At 65.8% G+C, this 17,575-nt stretch carries 15 protein-coding genes; 5 read left to right on the forward strand and 10 right to left on the reverse strand.

From position 1 onward, the window contains the following. Positions 1 to 13: 13 nt before the first annotated feature. Complete coding sequence (locus tag AC1DYS_RS00420) at positions 14 to 2,674, reverse strand: DNA topoisomerase III (RefSeq protein WP_477894966.1); 2,661 nt, start codon at positions 2,672 to 2,674, stop codon at positions 14 to 16. Positions 2,675 to 2,819: 145 nt separating this feature from the next. Here AC1DYS_RS00420 and AC1DYS_RS00425 point away from each other — a divergent pair, with 145 nt between their 5' ends. The 3 genes from AC1DYS_RS00425 to AC1DYS_RS00435 are packed head-to-tail and all read left to right on the forward strand — an operon-like array spanning position 2,820 to position 4,951. Then, a complete protein-coding gene (locus AC1DYS_RS00425) occupies positions 2,820 to 3,344 on the forward strand; it encodes an SET domain-containing protein (protein ID WP_477894968.1) in 525 nt (174 codons plus the stop codon). A 6-nt stretch (positions 3,345 to 3,350) separates the two neighbouring features. After that, entirely contained in the window at positions 3,351 to 4,298 is a 948-nt protein-coding gene (locus AC1DYS_RS00430; protein WP_477894970.1) for a biotin--[acetyl-CoA-carboxylase] ligase, read from the forward strand. After that, positions 4,292 to 4,951, forward strand: a complete 660-nt coding sequence (locus AC1DYS_RS00435) for an SPOR domain-containing protein (RefSeq protein WP_477894972.1) — start codon at positions 4,292 to 4,294, stop codon at positions 4,949 to 4,951. Before AC1DYS_RS00430 ends, AC1DYS_RS00435 begins: the two co-directional genes overlap by 7 nt. Here the strand turns inward: AC1DYS_RS00435 and AC1DYS_RS00440 are convergent. The 6 genes from AC1DYS_RS00440 to tkt all read right to left on the reverse strand — a co-directional run bounded on the left by AC1DYS_RS00440 (position 4,910) and on the right by tkt (position 13,283). Further along, the gene (locus tag AC1DYS_RS00440) at positions 4,910 to 6,580 is read right to left on the reverse strand and encodes a S8 family peptidase (protein ID WP_477894974.1); all 1,671 of its coding nucleotides are present in this window, start codon (positions 6,578 to 6,580) and stop codon (positions 4,910 to 4,912) included. The two genes, AC1DYS_RS00435 and AC1DYS_RS00440, sit on opposite strands and share 42 nt — an antisense overlap. An 86-nt stretch (positions 6,581 to 6,666) precedes the next feature. Then, the gene (locus AC1DYS_RS00445; RefSeq protein ID WP_477894976.1) at positions 6,667 to 8,631 is read right to left on the reverse strand and encodes a S8 family peptidase; all 1,965 of its coding nucleotides are present in this window, start codon (positions 8,629 to 8,631) and stop codon (positions 6,667 to 6,669) included. A 13-nt stretch (positions 8,632 to 8,644) separates the two neighbouring features. Continuing rightward, positions 8,645 to 9,022 carry a hypothetical protein gene (locus AC1DYS_RS00450; RefSeq protein ID WP_477894978.1) on the reverse strand — a complete coding sequence of 126 codons (378 nt, stop codon included), beginning with the start codon at positions 9,020 to 9,022 and terminating at the stop codon, positions 8,645 to 8,647. A gap of 187 nt (positions 9,023 to 9,209) precedes the next feature. Then, positions 9,210 to 10,208 (reverse strand): type I glyceraldehyde-3-phosphate dehydrogenase, encoded by a 999-nt coding sequence (gene gap / locus AC1DYS_RS00455; protein ID WP_477894980.1) that lies wholly within the window; start codon positions 10,206 to 10,208, stop codon positions 9,210 to 9,212. A gap of 28 nt (positions 10,209 to 10,236) precedes the next feature. Next, positions 10,237 to 11,091, reverse strand: coding sequence for an energy transducer TonB (locus AC1DYS_RS00460; protein ID WP_477894982.1), 855 nt, complete (start codon positions 11,089 to 11,091; stop codon positions 10,237 to 10,239). Positions 11,092 to 11,285: 194 nt separating this feature from the next. Beyond that, a complete protein-coding gene (gene tkt / locus AC1DYS_RS00465; protein WP_477894984.1) occupies positions 11,286 to 13,283 on the reverse strand; it encodes a transketolase in 1,998 nt (665 codons plus the stop codon). On the opposite strand from tkt, the gene speD reads away from it, so the two are divergent. Then, on the forward strand, positions 13,270 to 13,734 hold the full coding sequence (gene speD, locus AC1DYS_RS00470) for an adenosylmethionine decarboxylase (protein ID WP_477894986.1): 465 nt from the start codon (positions 13,270 to 13,272) through the stop codon (positions 13,732 to 13,734). The two genes, tkt and speD, sit on opposite strands and share 14 nt — an antisense overlap. Continuing rightward, the gene (gene murU, locus AC1DYS_RS00475; protein ID WP_477894988.1) at positions 13,731 to 14,429 is read left to right on the forward strand and encodes an N-acetylmuramate alpha-1-phosphate uridylyltransferase MurU; all 699 of its coding nucleotides are present in this window, start codon (positions 13,731 to 13,733) and stop codon (positions 14,427 to 14,429) included. The genes speD and murU overlap by 4 nt, the downstream gene beginning before the upstream one ends. Before the next feature lie 9 nt (positions 14,430 to 14,438). Here murU and AC1DYS_RS00480 read toward each other — a convergent pair whose 3' ends face one another. The 3 genes from AC1DYS_RS00480 to AC1DYS_RS00490 all read right to left on the reverse strand — a co-directional run bounded on the left by AC1DYS_RS00480 (position 14,439) and on the right by AC1DYS_RS00490 (position 17,503). Further along, positions 14,439 to 15,479: a LacI family DNA-binding transcriptional regulator gene (locus AC1DYS_RS00480; RefSeq protein WP_477894990.1), complete on the reverse strand. Its 1,041-nt coding sequence runs from the start codon at positions 15,477 to 15,479 to the stop codon at positions 14,439 to 14,441. A gap of 65 nt (positions 15,480 to 15,544) precedes the next feature. Continuing rightward, complete coding sequence (locus tag AC1DYS_RS00485; RefSeq protein ID WP_477894992.1) at positions 15,545 to 16,480, reverse strand: energy transducer TonB; 936 nt, start codon at positions 16,478 to 16,480, stop codon at positions 15,545 to 15,547. A 24-nt stretch (positions 16,481 to 16,504) separates the two neighbouring features. Beyond that, positions 16,505 to 17,503 (reverse strand): glycoside hydrolase family 53 protein, encoded by a 999-nt coding sequence (locus AC1DYS_RS00490; RefSeq protein ID WP_477894994.1) that lies wholly within the window; start codon positions 17,501 to 17,503, stop codon positions 16,505 to 16,507. Positions 17,504 to 17,575 lie beyond the last annotated feature (72 nt).

The following is a 17,575-nucleotide window of genomic DNA, read 5'->3' on the forward strand; positions in this document are numbered from 1 at the left end:
GCACGGCGCAACTTCAGGCGGCCTTCTTCGACGCCGCCTTCTTGACCGCGGCATTTTTGGCAGATGGCTTGGGTGCTGCCTTCTTCGCCTCGGCCGCCTCGGCCGTCTTGGCCGCCGCTGCCTTGGCTGCGCCCGCCTTGGCTGGAGGTGCCTTGGCAGCGCGCGGCTGAAACTCGAAGCTCACCTTGCCTTCCTTCTTGTCGAAGGCGAGGAAGGCCTTGAACTTGCGCCGCGTCTTGTTGGAGACGAAGTTTTCCAACAGATCGGTCTTGCCGGTGGCCAGCAGCTTGGTCATCTGCTCGCGCGCCACCGGCTGCTGCAGGATGATCTTGCCGCTCTTGAAGTCGCAGGTGACATTGGCACCGACGGCGTGCTCACACACATAGCTGCTGCCGCGCTCAAACACACGGCCCTGGTCCTTCGGGCAGGGGCCAAGGCTTTCCTGGCCCGAGAAGTCGATCGGCTCGCCGGACTCGCCTTCCTTCTTGGCGTCTTCGCCGAAGTCGAACTCGAGCTTCCAGTTCTTGATCTCGTCGTCGAATACCAGCTTGAGCTCGGCAGTGAAGGGCCAGCCCGCCTTGGAGCGGAAGCCTTCGAGCGGGCCGATCTTCTTATTGGCGAGAAACTCTTCCACCTCGTTCAGCTCGAAGCTGCGGCCGCCGGGAATCTTGCCGATCGAGAAACCGCATTCGCCGCCCTCGCCCTTCGGACCCGTGCAGGTGAAGCGGCGATAGTTTTCCTTCACGACGCCGCCGCAATTGGGGCACGGCGTCTTGAGCGTCGCGTAGTCGCCGGGGATGGTGTCGCGGTCGTATTCCTTCGCCTTGGCGACGATGCGCTGCGTCATCGCAGCGATCTCGGCCATGAAGGCCTCGCGGCTCAGCAGGCCCTTCTCCATCTCGGACAGCTGGTACTCCCAGTTGCCGGTGAGCTCGGGCTTGGTGAGGTCTTCGACGCCCAGGCCGCGTAGCAATGTGGTCAGCTGAAAGGCCTTGGCCGTGGGCACCAGCTCGCGGCCGTCACGGAAGATGTACTTCTCCATGATCAGCCCTTCGATGATGGCCGCGCGGGTGGCCGGGGTGCCGAGGCCCTTTTCCTGCATGGCCTCGCGCATGTCTTCGTCTTCCACCAGCTTGCCGGCGCCTTCCATCGCGCTCAGCAGCGTGGCTTCGGTGTAGCGCGCCGGCGGCTTGGTCTTGAGCGGGTTGACATCGACGCTCTCGGTGCGCACCTTCTCGCCTGCTTCCACCGCCACCAGGTTGGCATCGTCTTCCTGCGCTTCGCGGCCGTAGACCGCGAGCCAGCCGGGCTTGACCATCACCTTGCCGTTGGTCTGGAAGCTGTGGCCGGCGGCCACGCTGATGCGCGTAGTGACCTGGAACTCGGCCGGCGGGAAGAACACCGCCAGGAAGCGCTTGACCACCATGTCGTAGAGCTTGGCCTCGATCTCGGTCAGGCTCTTGGGTGCGATGAGCGTCGGGATGATCGCGAAGTGGTCCGACACCTTGGCGTTGTCGAAGATGCGCTTGTTGGGCTTGACGTAGCCTTCCTTGATCGCCTTCTTTGCGTGCGGCACCAGCGCGCGCAACGGGCCGGGCAGGTCTTCGCTCGCGATCATCTCCATCGTGTTCTTCACGACGGCCACATAGTCTTCGGGCAGGTGCTTGCTGTCGGTCCGCGGGTAGGTCAGCACCTTGTGCTTCTCGTACAGCGCCTGCGCGATCGAGAGCGTGGTCTTGGCGCTGAAGCCGAAGCGCGAGTTGGCTTCGCGCTGCAAGGTGGTCAGGTCGTACAGGCCGGGCGAGCTCTGCGTGCTGGGCTTGGACTCTTCGGTCACCGTGGCCGGCTGGCCACGGGCCGCGTCGGCGATGGCCTTGGCGTCCTTCTCGTTCCACAGGCGATCGGCACGCAGCTCAACGTCGTCGGCGTTCTTCTTCCACTTCGGGTCGAACCACTTGCCTTCGTACTCGCCGGCTTGTGCAGCAAAGGTGGCCTTGATTTCCCAGTAGTCGCGCGAGACGTGCTTGCGGATCTTCTCTTCGCGCTCGACCACGATCGACAGCGTGGGCGTCTGCACACGGCCCACGGTGGTGAGGAAGAAGCCGCCGTCGCGCGAGTTGAAGGCCGTCATGGCCCGCGTGCCGTTGATGCCGACCAGCCAGTCGGCCTCGGAGCGGCTGCGCGCCGCGTCGGCCAGCGGCAGCATCTGCTTATCGCTGCGCAGGTGATCGAAGCCATCACGGATGGCGGCCGGCGTCATGCTCTGCAGCCACAGCCGCTTGACCGGGTGCTTGCTCTTGCTGTGCTGCTGGATCAGGCGAAAGATCAGCTCGCCTTCGCGGCCCGCGTCGCAGGCGTTGATGAGTTCGGTCACGTCCTTGCGCTTGACGAGCTTCACGATGGCGGCGAGCCGGCTCTTGCTCTTGTCGATCGGGTTGAGATCGAAGTGCGGCGGGATCACCGGCAGGTTGGCGAAGCTCCACTTGCCACGCTTGACGTCGAACTCCTCCGGCGCCTTGATCTCCAGCAGGTGACCCACGGCCGACGTGACGATGTGGTGTTCGCCTTCGAAGTATTCGTCGTGCTTCTCGAACTTGCCCGCCGTGGGCGTCAGTGCACGCACGATGTCTTGGGCGACGGAGGGCTTCTCCGCAATGATCAAAGCTTTGCTCATGGTTCTTTCTGTGTTGCAGGCGCCAGACCATCGGCGCCCGCTCTATCTACAATCCAGTCTTCTCGCGCGTATACGCGTACGCACACATGTGCGGGCACACGCACACACACGCGCACCCATGAATTCAATGTACCCAAACAATTCGATGACGCAAGCCCGCAGCGCCAAGACCCGCCATTCAACCACCTCCACCGCGGTACCGGCACCTGAGGCCAAGACGAGCGGCCGCCGGATCCAGGTGCGCCGCAGCGGCGTCCACGGCAAGGGGGTGTTCGCACTGGCTCCCATCGCCAAGGGCGAGACCATCATCGAATACAAGGGCGAAGTCATCTCGTGGCCCGAGGCGCTGCGCCGTCACCCGCACGATCCGACGGACCCGAACCATACCTTCTACTTCGAACTCGAAAGCGGTGACGCCATCGACGCGAAGTATGGTGGCAACGCTGCCCGCTGGATCAACCATGCCTGCAAGCCCAACTGCGAAGCCGATGAAACGAATGGCCGCGTTTTCATCAAGGCTTTGCGCGCGCTGAAGCCGGGCGAAGAGCTGTTCTACGACTACGGCCTGAGCATCGACGCGCCCTACACGGCCAAGCTGAAGAAAGAATACGAATGCCGCTGCGGGGCGAAGAACTGCCGCGGCACCATGCTTGCGCCGAAGAAGAGATAGCCACCGATGCCCATGAACGAACCGCTGCAGTGGGGTGCCGAGGCGCTGTGGGAGCAGCTGGAGCCGCTGCTGCCGGGCCTGAGCGTCGAGGTGGTCGCGCGCAGCGTTTCCACCAACACCGCGCTGCTCGAGCGGGCTCGGGTGCGTGTGGAGCCGGCCACCGACGAGCTGGTGCAGGTGCGGCACAGCATCGAGAGCGCCGCCTTCGGCCGCCGCGCCGCCGACGTGCAGCCCTGCCTGCTGGTCGCCGAGCAGCAGACCGGTGGGCGCGGCCGCTTGGGCCGGGTGTGGCAGTCCGCCGCGGGTGCATCGCTCACCTTCTCGCTCTCGCTGCCGATGAACCCGGCCGACTGGTCCGGCCTGTCGCTGGCGGTGGGCGTGGCACTCGCCGATGCGCTCGACCCGAACCCCGCGCCTGGCGCGCCGTACATCGGCCTCAAGTGGCCCAATGACCTGTGGCTGATGGACACGCCGCCCGGAGACGTGGACACCGACGTGCCGGCGCGCCGCAAGCTGGGTGGCATCCTGATCGAAACGGTGATGGCCGGCTCGACCCGGCTGGCCGTGGTCGGCGTGGGGCTCAACGTGCTGCCCGTGCAGCCAAGCGACGACCTGCCCAGCGGCTACGCCTGCCTGCAAGAACTCGGCAGCACGACCACGGCACCGGCCGCACTCGCCCGCGTGGCCGAGCCGCTGGTGAAGGCCCTGCTCGAATTCGATGCCCACGGCTTCGCGCCGTTTGCTGAGCGCTTTGCTACACGCGACCTGCTGCGCGGCCGCGCGATCACCACCACGCAAACCAACCTGCCGGGTGGCGTGGCGCGCGGTGTCTCGACCACCGGCACACTGCTTGTCCAGACCAACGAAGGCCTGCGTGAAGTGAGCAGCGGCGAAGTGAGCGTGCGGCTCAAGGGCAGCGCCACCTCGGCTGAAGAAGGCCCACCATCATGTTGAGGTTGTTCGTGCTGGTGCTGGTGTTAGCCAACATCGGCTTCTACGCATGGACACAAGGCATGCTCGACGGCGTGGTCGGCGCGCGCCCTACCGGTGACCGCGAGCCCGAGCGCATGGCCAAGCAGGTGAACCCCGACGCCGTGCGGGTGTTGCCGCCCGTCAGTGCCGTCGCTGTCACGGAAGCGGCTCCCGCCTGCCTCGAGGCCGGGCCTTACACGCCAGCGCAGATCGCGGCCGCCGAGGGCGTGCTGCAAACCGTGCTGCCGGCCGGCAGCTGGACCACGCTCAAGACCGAGACACCGCCGGTGTGGATCGTCTACATGGGCAAGTACCCGAACCGCGAAGCGCTGCAGAAGAAGGCCGACGAACTGAAGCGCCTGAAGATCAGTTTCGAGGAAGTGCGCAGCCCGCCCGAACTCGAAGATGGCCTGGCACTGGGCCGCTACGAGAGCCGCCCGGCCGCCGAGAAGGCCTTGAACGACGTCGCCCAACGGGGCGTGCGCACCGCACGGGTGGCGACGCTGTTGCCGGCCGCCGTGTCGCACAGTCTGCGTGTGGAGCACGCCGATGCCAGCCTGCAGGCCCGACTGGCGGGCCTGCGCGCCGAAGCGCTACTGGGCAAACCCTTCGCGGCCTGCGCGAGCAAGTCGTGACAGCCCGGCCAGGGCCAGCACGCCCAGGCCCAGGCCGACCAGCCAGATCCAGCTGAGCGCCCCGCCACCGCTGTCGCCACCACCGCCGCCGCTCTGGAGCGTCGGGGCAGCCGCATAACGGACAGCGCCTTCGGCATCCAGGATGCCGGCACCGCAGGTGCTGGTGGTGCACTTGCAAGCTCCGCTGTTGGTCGACGAGCAGACGGCGAGGTTCGAGGTCACATGCGGCCTCGCAGTTGAGCGCAGGCCGGCGATGACCTGCGGCACCGTCAAGTTCGGGTTCGCGCTGAGCATCAGGCTGATGACGCCTGAGACGATGGGTGTGGAGAAGCTGGTGCCGACGCGGTTGAAATAGTCTTCGACATCGGGCGACTCGGCACCGGTGTTGTACAGAGTCAGTATCCCGTCGTCGACAGCGCTGTCGCCGCCCAGTGTCGACACCGTGACGCCCGCGCCGAAGTTGGAATAAGAGGCCTTGAGGCCATCGCGTGCCAAAGCGGCCACCGCCACCACTCCCGAACAGCTGGCTGGACGCGACAGACCACTCGCTTCATTGCCAGCCGCTGCCACGACCACGGCGCCGACGCCGGCCAGCTCGTTGATGGCGGATTGGTACAGGTTGCCGCATGCGGCGCTGCCGCCGAAGCTGATGTTGATGATGCGTGCGGGGTTGGCGTTGTCAGGGACGCCGTCCACGTGCAGCCCTGCGGCCCATCGCATGCCATCGACGATGTCTTCGAGGGTCGCGCCGCACTTGCCGGCCACGCGCACCGGCAGCACACGTCCGTTCCAGTTCACCCCGGCTATGCCGGTGGTGTTGTTGGTCACTGCAGCAATGATCCCGCTGACCGAGGTGCCGTGCCATGAACTGGTCGTCTCACATTGGTAGAACTCGCTGTTCGGATCGTTCGCTTGGGCGGCAGGCACCCAGTCCCCTGGGTCGGACGGGTCGGTGTCGCGACCGTTGCCGTCGTTGGAGTACGTGACGTCGGACACGAAGTCGTAGCCCAGCAGATAGTGCGCATTCATGTCGGAGTGGTTGGTCGTGCCGGTATCCAGCACCGCCACGACCGCTGACGGCCGCCCGGTCTCGACGTTCCACGCGCCTTCGAGGCCCGGCGCACCCCAACTCTCCACCCAGTTGCCAGCTGTCTCTCCAGGAGGGCGCATCCACCACTGTCCTGTGTCATTTTGAGCAACGTATCGGTAGTACTGGTCGTTGGGAACCGCCAGCAGGTGCTCGCGCTCGTTCAACTCGACCCACTCGACATCGGGCTGGCTGCGCAGGCGCTCCGCCAGCGCCTGAGCCTCGGCCACCGGAAGGCGCCGTCCGAGGTCCAGGTGCAATGCATCGCGGCCGACGGGCCGGGTGCGGGCCTCGCTCATGCGTGCGCTCGCCAGGATGCGTCGCACGCGGCCGGTCTCGGCCTCACGCAAACTGCCCGCACTCAAGGCAGACATGCGCTCATGCGATGGCGCGTCTTTCATCTTGACGATCAGGCCGCTGACCGGCGGCGCCTGCCGCACCGGCGATTGCGCCGAAGCCATGCCGGTCATGCCCAGTGCAAGGCACAGGCCGATCAGGAAACGGGGCGCAGCGAAACAACGAACGCGAAAGACACCAGCCATGCGTTGGACCCTTTTGAGAAAGCGCCTATCTTGCGCCAGGGCACAAGACCCCACCAAGCGCCTGCCCGGGTGGCAAACGCGCTGGGCTAGATTTTCTGCAGGCGCAGGCGCCGATTGCGCTCGGCCAACACGACGATGGCCAGCGTCAGGCCAAGCAGCCAATGCAGCCCCAATGCGCCGCCGCCACTGCTCTGGCCCTGCGGCAGGGTCGTCGTCGGTGTGGTGGGTGTCGTGCCGCCACCGGAGGACGAAGCCCCGCCCACGGCAATCGACACGTCACGCGTGGTCACGCTGTTCAGGTCATCGGTCAAAGACAGGCGAACCACCACCGTGCCCTGCGCGCTGCCCGACAGCGTGGCGGTGGCCGCGTTGGCCGCACTGGTGACCGTCGCATTCGTGCCACCGCTGACGATGCTCCAGTCGTAGGCCAGCACACTGCGCCCGCTCGGCAGCACACTGCGCGACGAGTCGAGCGTGAACGAGCCGCCGACGGTCGCGGTGCTGGTGTCGAACGAAATCACGGGAATGATCTGGCCGGCGGTGGCCACAGCAGCAACCGCCGCACTGGCGTCGAGGAAGCCGGCGCCACAGGTGGCGGTGGTGCAGGCGCATTCGTCCTGCTCCGTGCTGGTCGGCGCCTGGCAGCTCGCCACACCGGTGGACGACACGCTGGGAAACGCCCGCGCCGAACTCTTCAGGTAGGTGAGCACCTCTGCTGGGGTGAGAGACGGCTTGGCCGAGAACATCAACGCTGCCGTGCCGGCCACCATGGGCGCGGAGAAGCTGGTGCCGAGAGACGGGTTGGTGGCATCGCTGTAGGTGCTGCTCGCAGGCCCTGTGGTGCCGCTGTTGGTCGTGGTCAGCAGCGCGTACTGGCACGGGCCCGAGGTCACCACGCAGTTGCCGGCCGGCGCGCTGATGGCGACCTGCGGGCCCAGGCTCGAGTAGCCGACCTTGGTACCAGCGTGCCGCACACCGGCCACCGCAATGGCACCCGCGCATGCGGCGGGCATGTTGACGGCCAGGCCGTCGTTGCCCGCGGACGCCACGACAACGGCGCCTGCGTCGTTCACGGCCTTGATGGTGTCGACATAACTTTGCGGGCAGCCGCTGGAAGAGGGAGCAGACCCGAGGCTCAGATTGAGCACCTTGGCAGGGTGCGCGTTCGCAGGAACGCCACTCACAGGTTGCCCCACGGCCCACAGCATCGCGGCCATGATGTCGGAGTCAAAGCCGCCGCATTTGCCCAGTACGCGCAGCGGAAGAATCATCACGTCGCCGCCCACGCCCGCCATGCCGATGCCGTTGTTGGCCGCCGCGCCGATCAGGCCGGCTGTCTGCGTGCCATGCCAGCTGCTGTCTTCGGCGGTGCAGTCGGCAAAGTCGCCGCCAGCGCTGACGTCTGCGCTGGTGATCCAGTCGCCCGGATCGGCGGCGTTGCTGTCGCGCGCGTCCCCATCGTTGGAAATGGTGGCATCGCTGACGAAGTCGTAGCCAGGGTAGAGCTTCATGGCCAGGTCCGGGTGTTCGAAGCGCACGCCGGTGTCGAGCACCGCGACCACGACGCCCGCGCCGGTCGCCTGCGTCCACGCGCCTTCGGCGTTGATGGCCGACAGGACGGTCGATGTCGGCGCACGCAGATACCACTGCCCAACGGCCGGTGTCGAAACCGACTGGCCCGCCGCGTAACGCGGATCGTTGGGTGCAGCCGCCGCGTGGCGCCGCTCATCGACCACGGCATATTCCACGTCAGTCTCTTTCGCGAGCCGCGCCGCGAGTTGTGCCGAACTCAAGCCAGCGGCACGAACGACCTGCAGGCGCGAATTGATCACCCGACCATCCGTCAAGGCCAGGCCGGTGCGCTGCGACAAGGCTTGCGCATGATGCGTGGCCGCCTGTGTGCTGCTCGCCGCCGACATGGCTTGCGCGTTCGTCGAAGTCTTGAACTTGACGATCACCCGCGCCGCGTCGGCCGCCGATGCGGAGGCTGCCGACAAGGCCAGAACGAGCGAGGCCAGCAGGGGCAAAGGCAGCGACCGGATTGATTTCATGGCGAACAACCTTTCAGCGCACGGCCGAAGCAGAAGGAGATGGAGAAATGGGCCGAGGGATCGTGCGGCGTGCATCGACGCGCGCCTGCGTGAATACATCGCGCGCATCGATCAGGCGCTGCAGCCCCGCATTGCAGGTGGCTTCGTCCGGGCAGATGAGCGTCATCGCGAACAACTGCGTCGTCGAGGCACCGGCATCACGCACCGCCAGGCCGGCGATCAGCGAGACGCGGGCGGCCACGTCGGCCACATTCGTCCACTCGGCTTGCGTTTCGACCTGCACACGAAGGCCCGGCGCTAGGGCTTGGCGGGTCTGCGTTTGTGCGCACGCTGCCACGGCCAGCGTCATGAAGACAACAGCAGCAAAGCGTGGGGCAGAACGGGCAAACATGGCATGAGTGTGAGGGCTGTTGCGTTGCTGGCATGTTGCTGCCATACGCCTGGATACACCCTGCGATGACACATTACAGACACACGCTCATGCATGCACATGAACAACGCCCTCAGAAACGAAAAGTGCCGCAGGAGCGGCACTTTGTCACGAGCAGAACAACGGGCGTCAGAGACCCGCGATGCGCTTACTTGGCGATCACGCGAACCATCTCGAGCACCTTGTTCGAATAGCCCCACTCGTTGTCGTACCAGGACACGAGCTTGACGAAGGTGCTGTCGAGCGCCATGCCGGCGTCGGCGTCGAAGATCGACGTGCGGGCATCGCCACGGAAGTCCGTTGCGACGACCTTGTCTTCGGTGTAGCCCAGCACGCCCTTCAGCGCGCCTTCAGACTGCGCCTTGAACTCGGCACAGATTTCCTTGTAGCTGGCTTCCTTGATCAGCTCGACGGTCAGGTCGACCACCGACACATCGGAGGTCGGCACGCGGAACGACATGCCGGTCAGCTTCTTGTTCAGCTCAGGGATCACCACGCCCACGGCCTTGGCAGCGCCGGTGCTCGACGGAATGATGTTCTCGAGGATGCCGCGGCCGCCGCGCCAGTCCTTGTTGCTCGGGCCGTCGACGGTCTTCTGCGTGGCCGTGGCCGCGTGCACCGTGGTCATCAGGCCGCGCTTGATGCCCCACTTGTCGTTCAGCACCTTGGCCAGCGGAGCCAGGCAGTTGGTCGTGCACGAGGCGTTCGAGATGATGGCCTCACCCTTGTACGACTTGTCGTTGACGCCGAAGACGAACATTGGTGTGTCGTCTTTCGACGGACCCGTCATCACGACTTTCTTGGCGCCCGCGTCGATGTGCTTCTGAGCCGTTTCCTTGGTCAGGAAGATGCCGGTACCTTCGACCACGATGTCAGCCCCGACCTCGTTCCACTTCAGCGTAGCCGGGTCGCGCTCGGCGGTCAGGCGGATCTTCTTGCCGTTGACGATGAGCGTGTTGCCATCGACCGACACATCACCTTCGAAGCGGCCGTGCACCGAGTCGTACTGCAGCATGTACGCCAGGTAGTCAGGCTCGAGCAGGTCGTTGATGCCGACGATCTCGATGTCCTTGAAGTTCTGAACCGCTGCACGGAACACCATGCGCCCGATGCGGCCGAAGCCGTTGATGCCGATCTTGATGGTCATGTTCGTTTCTCCAGTTGACAGAAAAGATTCAGGTGAGATCCAGCGAACCACAAGGCACAGAGATCCTTGTGTGGCCGCCCAGAACGTGTTTGAGTTGATCTGGCTTCAAGGCCAGAGGAACCGTCTTGAGCCATTTTAGGAAGGGCTCGCGGCGAGGATCACGCTCCCCGACCGCCCCCACGATGTTCTCGTCGTAGGGTTGCCAAAGCTCGAGAAGTACATCGAACGGGCAACCCATCGAAGAGAGATCGAAGCGAACCTTGCCGGAAGGCGCCTCCACGGCCTTGGGTTCGATGGCCCCCACGAATTGCTGCAGTGTCAGGTCTTTGAGGTTGAACCTCCTGTTGCCTTCGATCCGGAAATGAAACGGGATGCGCGCCGTCACGGACTGACCCGCAGGCAAGCAAGAGAGCCGCACGCCCTGCAGGTACTGGATAACCTCGTTCGCCAACGCAGGACTGCCGGAGTCGAAGAGGATCCGAACCTGCGGCGGCTGCGCGGACGAGTTGAATGTCATGCTGGCCAGCACCACACCCTCAACGTCTTTCCTGATCAGGTAGTCGGGATATGCCGGCCATCGACGCCATGGAAACGGCTCACCATCCAGCATGGCGCACCCACGAAAAGATTCCGTTTGGCGCTCCACTCCGCTCCAACTGACAGGCCGACTGTCTGTGGGTCTGAAATCAAACTCTTGCCTCGCAACGACAGGAGCCTGCCCCGGCTTCATGCAAGGCAGTCGGTATTCGCTTGCACGCCGTCTGGCAAGGGTAGCGAAATCATCATCGCCCGTATTGGCTATCACTTCGACCTCGGGTTCAAGGTCGCCGCCCTTGAAGGTGATCTGCAGCCTGATCAACGCGCCTTGTTTGCGTTCAAGCAAGCTTTTCGGATAAGAGATCGGTTTTGCCTCCGAACTCGCCGGGGTCAGGCACGAGAGAGTCGAGTCATTGCTTTGGAACGTTAGATTCTGAGCACGCGCCTCTAGGGACACTAGCCCCAGGAAAACCGATACAGCGAAGAGTAACCTGACCACGAACGTCACAGTCGGCTCGTTGTTGCCATTCAAACGCACGCTCAGCGCTTGGCCTGCAGCACCGCCTTGACGGTGTCGACGACGTTCTCTGACGTGAACCCAAAGTGCTTGAACAGCACACCGGCCGGGGCTGACTCGCCGTAGGTGTCAATGCCGACCACGGCGGCGCAGCCGTATTTCCACCAGCCGTCGGTCACGCCCATTTCGACGGCGATGCGGGGCAGGCCGGCCGGCAGCACCGACTTCTTGTACTCGGTGCTCTGGCGGTCGAACACGCTGGTCGATGGCATCGAGACCACGCGGACTGCAATGCCTGACACGGCGAGTTGCAGTTGTGCATGCAATGCGAGCTGAACTTCGGAACCGGTGGCGATGATCACGGCCTGGGCTTTCTTCTTCAGGCCCACTTCGCTCGGCTCGGCCAGCACGTAGGCGCCCTTGGAGATGTCTTCGAGGCCGCTCTTGGGCGAATAGGTGAGGTTCTGTCGCGACAGCAGCAGCGCGCTCGGGCGCTGCTTGTTCTCGATCGCGCATGCCCAGGCGACGACGGTCTCGGCCGTGTCGGCAGGACGCCAGACGTCGAGGCCGGGGATCAAGCGCAGCGACGCAGCGTGCTCGATGGACTGGTGCGTGGGCCCGTCTTCACCAAGGCCGATGCTGTCGTGCGTGAAGACGTGGATCACGCGCTGCTTCATCAGCGCGGCCATGCGGATGGCGTTGCGGCTGTAGTCGCTGAAGGTGAGGAAGGTGCCGCCGTAAGGGATGAATCCGCCGTGCAGCGCCACACCGTTCATGATGGCGGCCATGCCGAATTCGCGCACGCCGTAGTTGATGTGGCGGCCGCCGTTGGACTCGCCCTTCTCGTCGAAGCGCAGGGCCGGCGTGCTGCTGGTGTTGGTGAGGTTGGAGCCGGTCAGGTCGGCACTGCCACCGAGCAGCTCGGGCAAGGTCTTGGTGAAGGCCTCGAGCGCGATCTGGCTGGCCTTGCGGCTCGCGACGGTCTCGGCCTTGGTGTGGGCCGCCACGGCAGCGTCGACAGCCGCTTGCGTCCAGCCCTTGGGCAGCTCGCCATCGATGCGGCGAACCAGCTCGACGGCCAGCTCGGGGAAGGCCTTGCCATAGGCCTCGAAGGCGTCGACCCAGCGCGACTCGGCAGCCAGGCCGTTCTGGCGCGCGTCCCAGTTTTCGTAGGCTTCTTCGGGCACGACGAAAGGCTCGTGGCCCCAGCCCAACGCTTCGCGCGTGAGCTTGATCTCGTCGTTGCCCAGTGCTTCGCCGTGCGCCTTGGCGGTGCCGCCGCGGTTGGGCGAGCCCTTGCCGATGGTGGTCTTGCAGCAGATCAGCGTGGGCTTGTCGGACTTCTTGGCCTTGGCGATGGCCTTGTCGACCGCGTCGACGTCGTGGCCGTCGACCTTGGCAATGACATTCCAGCCATAGGCTTCGAAGCGCTTGGGCGTGTCGTCGATGAACCAGGGTGCGACCTTGCCGTCGATCGAGATGCCGTTGTCGTCGTACAGCGCAATCAGCTTGTTCAGGTTCCACGCGCCGGCCAGCGCGGCGGCTTCGTGGCTGATGCCTTCCATCAGGCAACCATCGCCCAGGAACACGTAGGTGTGGTGGTCGACGATGGCGTGACCGTCACGGTTGAATTCCTTGGCGAGCAGCTTTTCTGACAAGGCCATGCCGACGGCGTTGCTGAAGCCCTGGCCGAGCGGGCCGGTGGTGGTCTCGACCCCGGGCGTGATGCCGACCTCGGGGTGGCCCGGCGTCTTGCTGTGCATCTGGCGGAAGTTGCGCAGCTCGCTCATCGGCAGGTCGTAGCCGCTCAGGTGCAGCAGCGCGTAGACGAGCATGGAGCCGTGGCCGTTGCTCAGCACGAAGCGGTCGCGGTCGGCCCAACGCGGGTTGCCGGGGTTGTGCTTGAGGTGGCGACCCCACAGCGCGACTGCGATGTCGGCCATGCCCATCGGGGCGCCGGGGTGGCCGGAATTGGCTTGCTGCACGGCGTCCATCGCCAGGGCACGGATGGCGTTCGCCATCAAGGAAGTGTTGGAAGCGATGGCGGTCATGGGCTCGCGGCTGAATGGGGAAACCCCGCATTTTACGGGCCCTGATAATCCGCCGATGCATGGCCTGCACCTCACCGCCGACTTGAGGGGATGCTCCCTCGAATTGCCCCCGCTCACTGACCCGGCGGCACTGCGCGATCTGTGCCTGCATGCCGTGCGCGAAGCCGCACTGCAGCCGGTGGGCGAGCTGTTCCACACCTTCCCTGCCGCGGGCGGTGTGACGGGTGTGGTGCTGCTGGCCGAATCGCACCTGGCAGTCCACACCTGGCCCGAGCTGCAGGCGGTGACGCTCGACGTCTACGTGTGCAACTTCGGCGCCGACAACACACACAAGGCGCATCGTTTGCTCGATGCATTGCTGGCCGCATTCCAGCCCGCGCAGGTCGAGCGGCACGCCATCGAACGAGGCCGCATCGCATGAAAGCTCTGATCCTCGCCGCAGGCCGTGGCGACCGCATGCGCCCGTTGACCGATCACACACCCAAGCCCTTGCTGGTGGTGCGCGGCAAGCCGCTGATCGTGTGGCACCTCGAAGCGCTGGTGCGGGACGGCGTGCGCGAGGTCGTCATCAACACCGCCTGGCTCGAAGACCGCATCGTCGACGAACTGGGCGATGGCTCGCGTTACGGCGCCTCCATCCGCTATTCGCTCGAAGGCCGCGACCATGGCGGCGCGCTCGAAACCGCCGGCGGCATCGCCAAGGCGCTGCCGCTGCTGGTGGATGCGTCGAGCGACTGCTTCTGGGTCGTCTCGGGCGACGTATTCCTGCCCGGCTTTCGTTTCGACGCCGCTTCGGCACAACGCTTCGCACTTGGCGGCGCGCTCGCCCACCTGTGGCTGGTGGCGAATGCACCACACCACCCGACCGGCGATTTCGGCATCGATGAGCACGGGCTCGCGTCGCGCAGCGCCGAGCCGCGCCTCACCTGGGCCAGCGTGGGATTGTTTCGCGCCGCGATGGTGGCCGACGTGGCGGTGGGCCAGAAGCTGCCGTTGACGCCGCTGCTGCAAGCCGGCGCGGACGCAGGCCGCATCAGCGCCGAACGCTACGACGGGCCGTGGACCGATGTGGGCACCGTCGAGCGGCTGAAAGCGCTCAACACGCCGAGCAGCTGATCGAAGGCGTCAGCGCCGCAGCGCAGGCTGCGAGACCGGTGCGCGCCCCGTGGACGCACGCACCACCAGCCTCGGCAATGAAGTCTCTCGCTGCAGCGGCGCCGAGCTGTCGTCTTGCCGGATCATGTGCATGATCATTTCCACCGCAAGCTCGGCCGACTCCTGCGTGGGCACGGCCACCGTGGTGAGCGCAGGCCGCACCTGGTGAGCAAGCTGGATGTCGGTGATGCCGATGACCGAGAGGTCTGCGGGCACGTCCAGGCCCATGTCGGCGGCGGCCTGCAGCACGCCCAGTGCAGGCAGGTCGTTCGAGACAAACACGGCCGTGAGGTCGGGCGCGCCGGCGAGCAGGGCGTGGGCCGAGCTGCGGCCGGCGTCGATGGTGTCGTGGCCGAAGGAGACATCGGCATCGTCGTGCGCGATGCCGGCACGCTGCAGCGCCTCGGCAAAGCCGCGGTAGCGCCAGATGTGGTTGCCGCTGCGCTCGCTGCCCACCACGGCGCCGATACGCCGATGGCCCAGTTTGATCAGGTGCTCAGCGGCGACCGCGCCGGCGCGGTAGAAGTCGACCGCCACACTGGGCAGCGCGGGTGGCTGGTCGGGCTTCTCCCACATGCACAACACCACCGGCACGCCGCGTGCGCGCAGCGCCACCAGCTCGTCGATCTGCACGAAGTCGGCATTCATCACCAGCACGCCGTGGGCCAGCGAGCCGCCCACTGCGTCGAGGTAAGCGCGCTCCTGCACCGGGTCGTCGTTGGTGTTGCACACCAGCAGAAAGTAGCCCAGCTTGCGCACCGCCTGTTCAACGGCAAGTGCGAACTCGGGGTAGAACGGGTTGGCAATGCTGGAGACGATGAGCGCGATCGTCGGCGGGCGGCCTTCGGCCAGCGCGCGCGCCGTGAGGTTGGGCCGGTACTGCAGCTGCTGCACGATCGCGAGCACACGCTGCCGTGTTTCGGCGCCGACCTTGCCGCGCCCGCGCAGCACGTTGGACACGGTGGCAGCCGTCACGCCGGCCTGGCGGGCGACCTCAGCGAGCGTGGTCATGGCAGCAGCAGGCGGGGCACGTCAAAACACGGTGGGTACTCATTGCCCGGAGCATAGGTCACGCGTCACGGCGTACGGCGGCCCAGGTCAAAGCCGACCTCGACGGTGGCCGCACGCCGCTGCTCCAGCGGCTGGAAGCGCCAGCGCCTCACCGCGGCCAGCGCCACCGGGTCGAGCCGCTTGTCGCTGCTGGAGACGACCTCGGCATGCGCCAGGCGGCCGTCGACGTCCACTTCGATGCGCACGCGCACCTGGCCTTGGCGCATCGTCTGCATCAGGGGCGGGTCCCACAGCGGTTCGACCTGGTCGATGAGCACCAGCTCTTCAGGCGCGCTCGCTTGCTCGCGCGCGAGGTCGAAGCCGAACTCGGCGGTGGCGCTGCGCCCCATGTCCATCGGCTGGAAGCGCCACTGCTTCAACACGGCCAGCGCCACGGCATCGAGCCGTGAACTGGTGCTGGACACGACCTGCGAGCGCGACAGCTGCCCTTCGGCATTGACCTCGAACGACACCACCACGCGGCCTTTGCGCAGCGATTGCATCAGCGCGTCGCCCCACTGCGGGTCGACGCGCTCCAGCGTCACGATCTCCTGCGCTCTGGGCAAGCCTGCGTCGGCCTGCGCGGCAGCCGATGCGGGCGGGTTGCTCGCGACCGGTGGCGCGGCCGCTTCCGCCGCAGATGGCGGTGCTGCCGCTGCAGCACCTTGGCTCGCAGGCGCGTTCGGCTTGGCTGCACTCACCGCGCGCTTCGGGCTTGGGGCCGCGGGCTTGGCTGGTGCGGGAGACACCGGCGCAGCCTTGGCACTGTCGGCCTGCAGCTTGATCCAGCGCATCGGCGATTCGGCAGCGCGCTTGGCACGCTCCATCGCCTCCTGATCGGCCGCAGACACCTGCGCACGCGCGGCCGTGGGAACGCCGAGCAGCAGCGCAAGCCACAGCACGGGGGCGTACGCACGCCCGCGGGCCGAGAAGGCCGATTCCTTGCACACGGCGTGGATCATGGCGATGGCCCTCTCGTCAGTGGCTCAGAACGGGTCCAGCGCCACCGTGAACCGGCCCGAGCCGTCCAGCGCGCCGAAGGTGTAGTTCTGCCAGCCGGGGTAGGCCTGCGGCTCCCAATAGAACACGCCCAGGCCCTTGGAGCCCAGCGCCTTGGTTCGGGTCAGCAGGTCACCCAGCATGCTCTTGGTCGCGGCAGCCTGCTGCCAGTCCATGCCCACCTCGGCCACGACCACCGGCTTGGCGTAGCGCGCCACCATGTCCTTCATGTTGTTGGCGATGCTGATGTTGCGGTTGGCCCAGTTGCTGGCGGTCGGGTAGTGCGACATGCCGATCACGTCCCACTTGGCGCCGCCGTTCTTCACACCGTCGAAGAACCAGCGGAACACCGCGTTGTCATAACCGTTGGCCAAGTGCAGCACCACCAGTGCGCTCGGGTACACCGCCTTCACGGCGTTGTAGCCGCTGTTGATGAGACCCGAGAGCTGGCTGAAGTTGGACGTGCTGCCTTCGGGCCACAGCATGCCGCTGTTGATCTCGTTGCCCACCTGCACCCACTCGACGGTGATGCCGTTGGTCTTCAGGTAATTGAGCACATCGTGCGTGTGGCTGTACACGTCGGTGTTCAGCTGCGACAGGCTGTGGCTGGACCAGGCCGCGGGCTTGGTCTGCTGGCCCGGGTCAGCCCAGCTGTCGCTGTAGTGGAAGTCGATCATGATGCGCTGGCCCTGCGCCTTGGCCCGCTTGGCCTTGTAGAGCGTGTCGGCCGCATCGTTCCAGCCGCCCGACGGGTTGACCCAGACGCGCAGGCGGATTGCGTTGACGTTCAAGTTCTTCAGCAGCACGAACGGGTCCGTCTTGACGCCGCTGCTGTTGTAGAACGAATAGCCGGCAGCCTCTTCCTGGTCGACCCAACTCACGTCGGCACCGTTCGCGAAGTCGGCCGCTTGCACGAGCGGCGTCAGTGCGGCGCAGGCAGCGATCAGGCCACTCGCGGCCCAGCGCAAAAACGATTTCTTGTTCACAGTTTGTCTCCTGTCGTTTTGCCAAGTCTTTCTAATGCCCCGATGGGTTTGGCAGACCACGGGGTTCTCTCC

Source organism: Rhizobacter sp. P2_G4 (genome assembly GCF_056403575.1).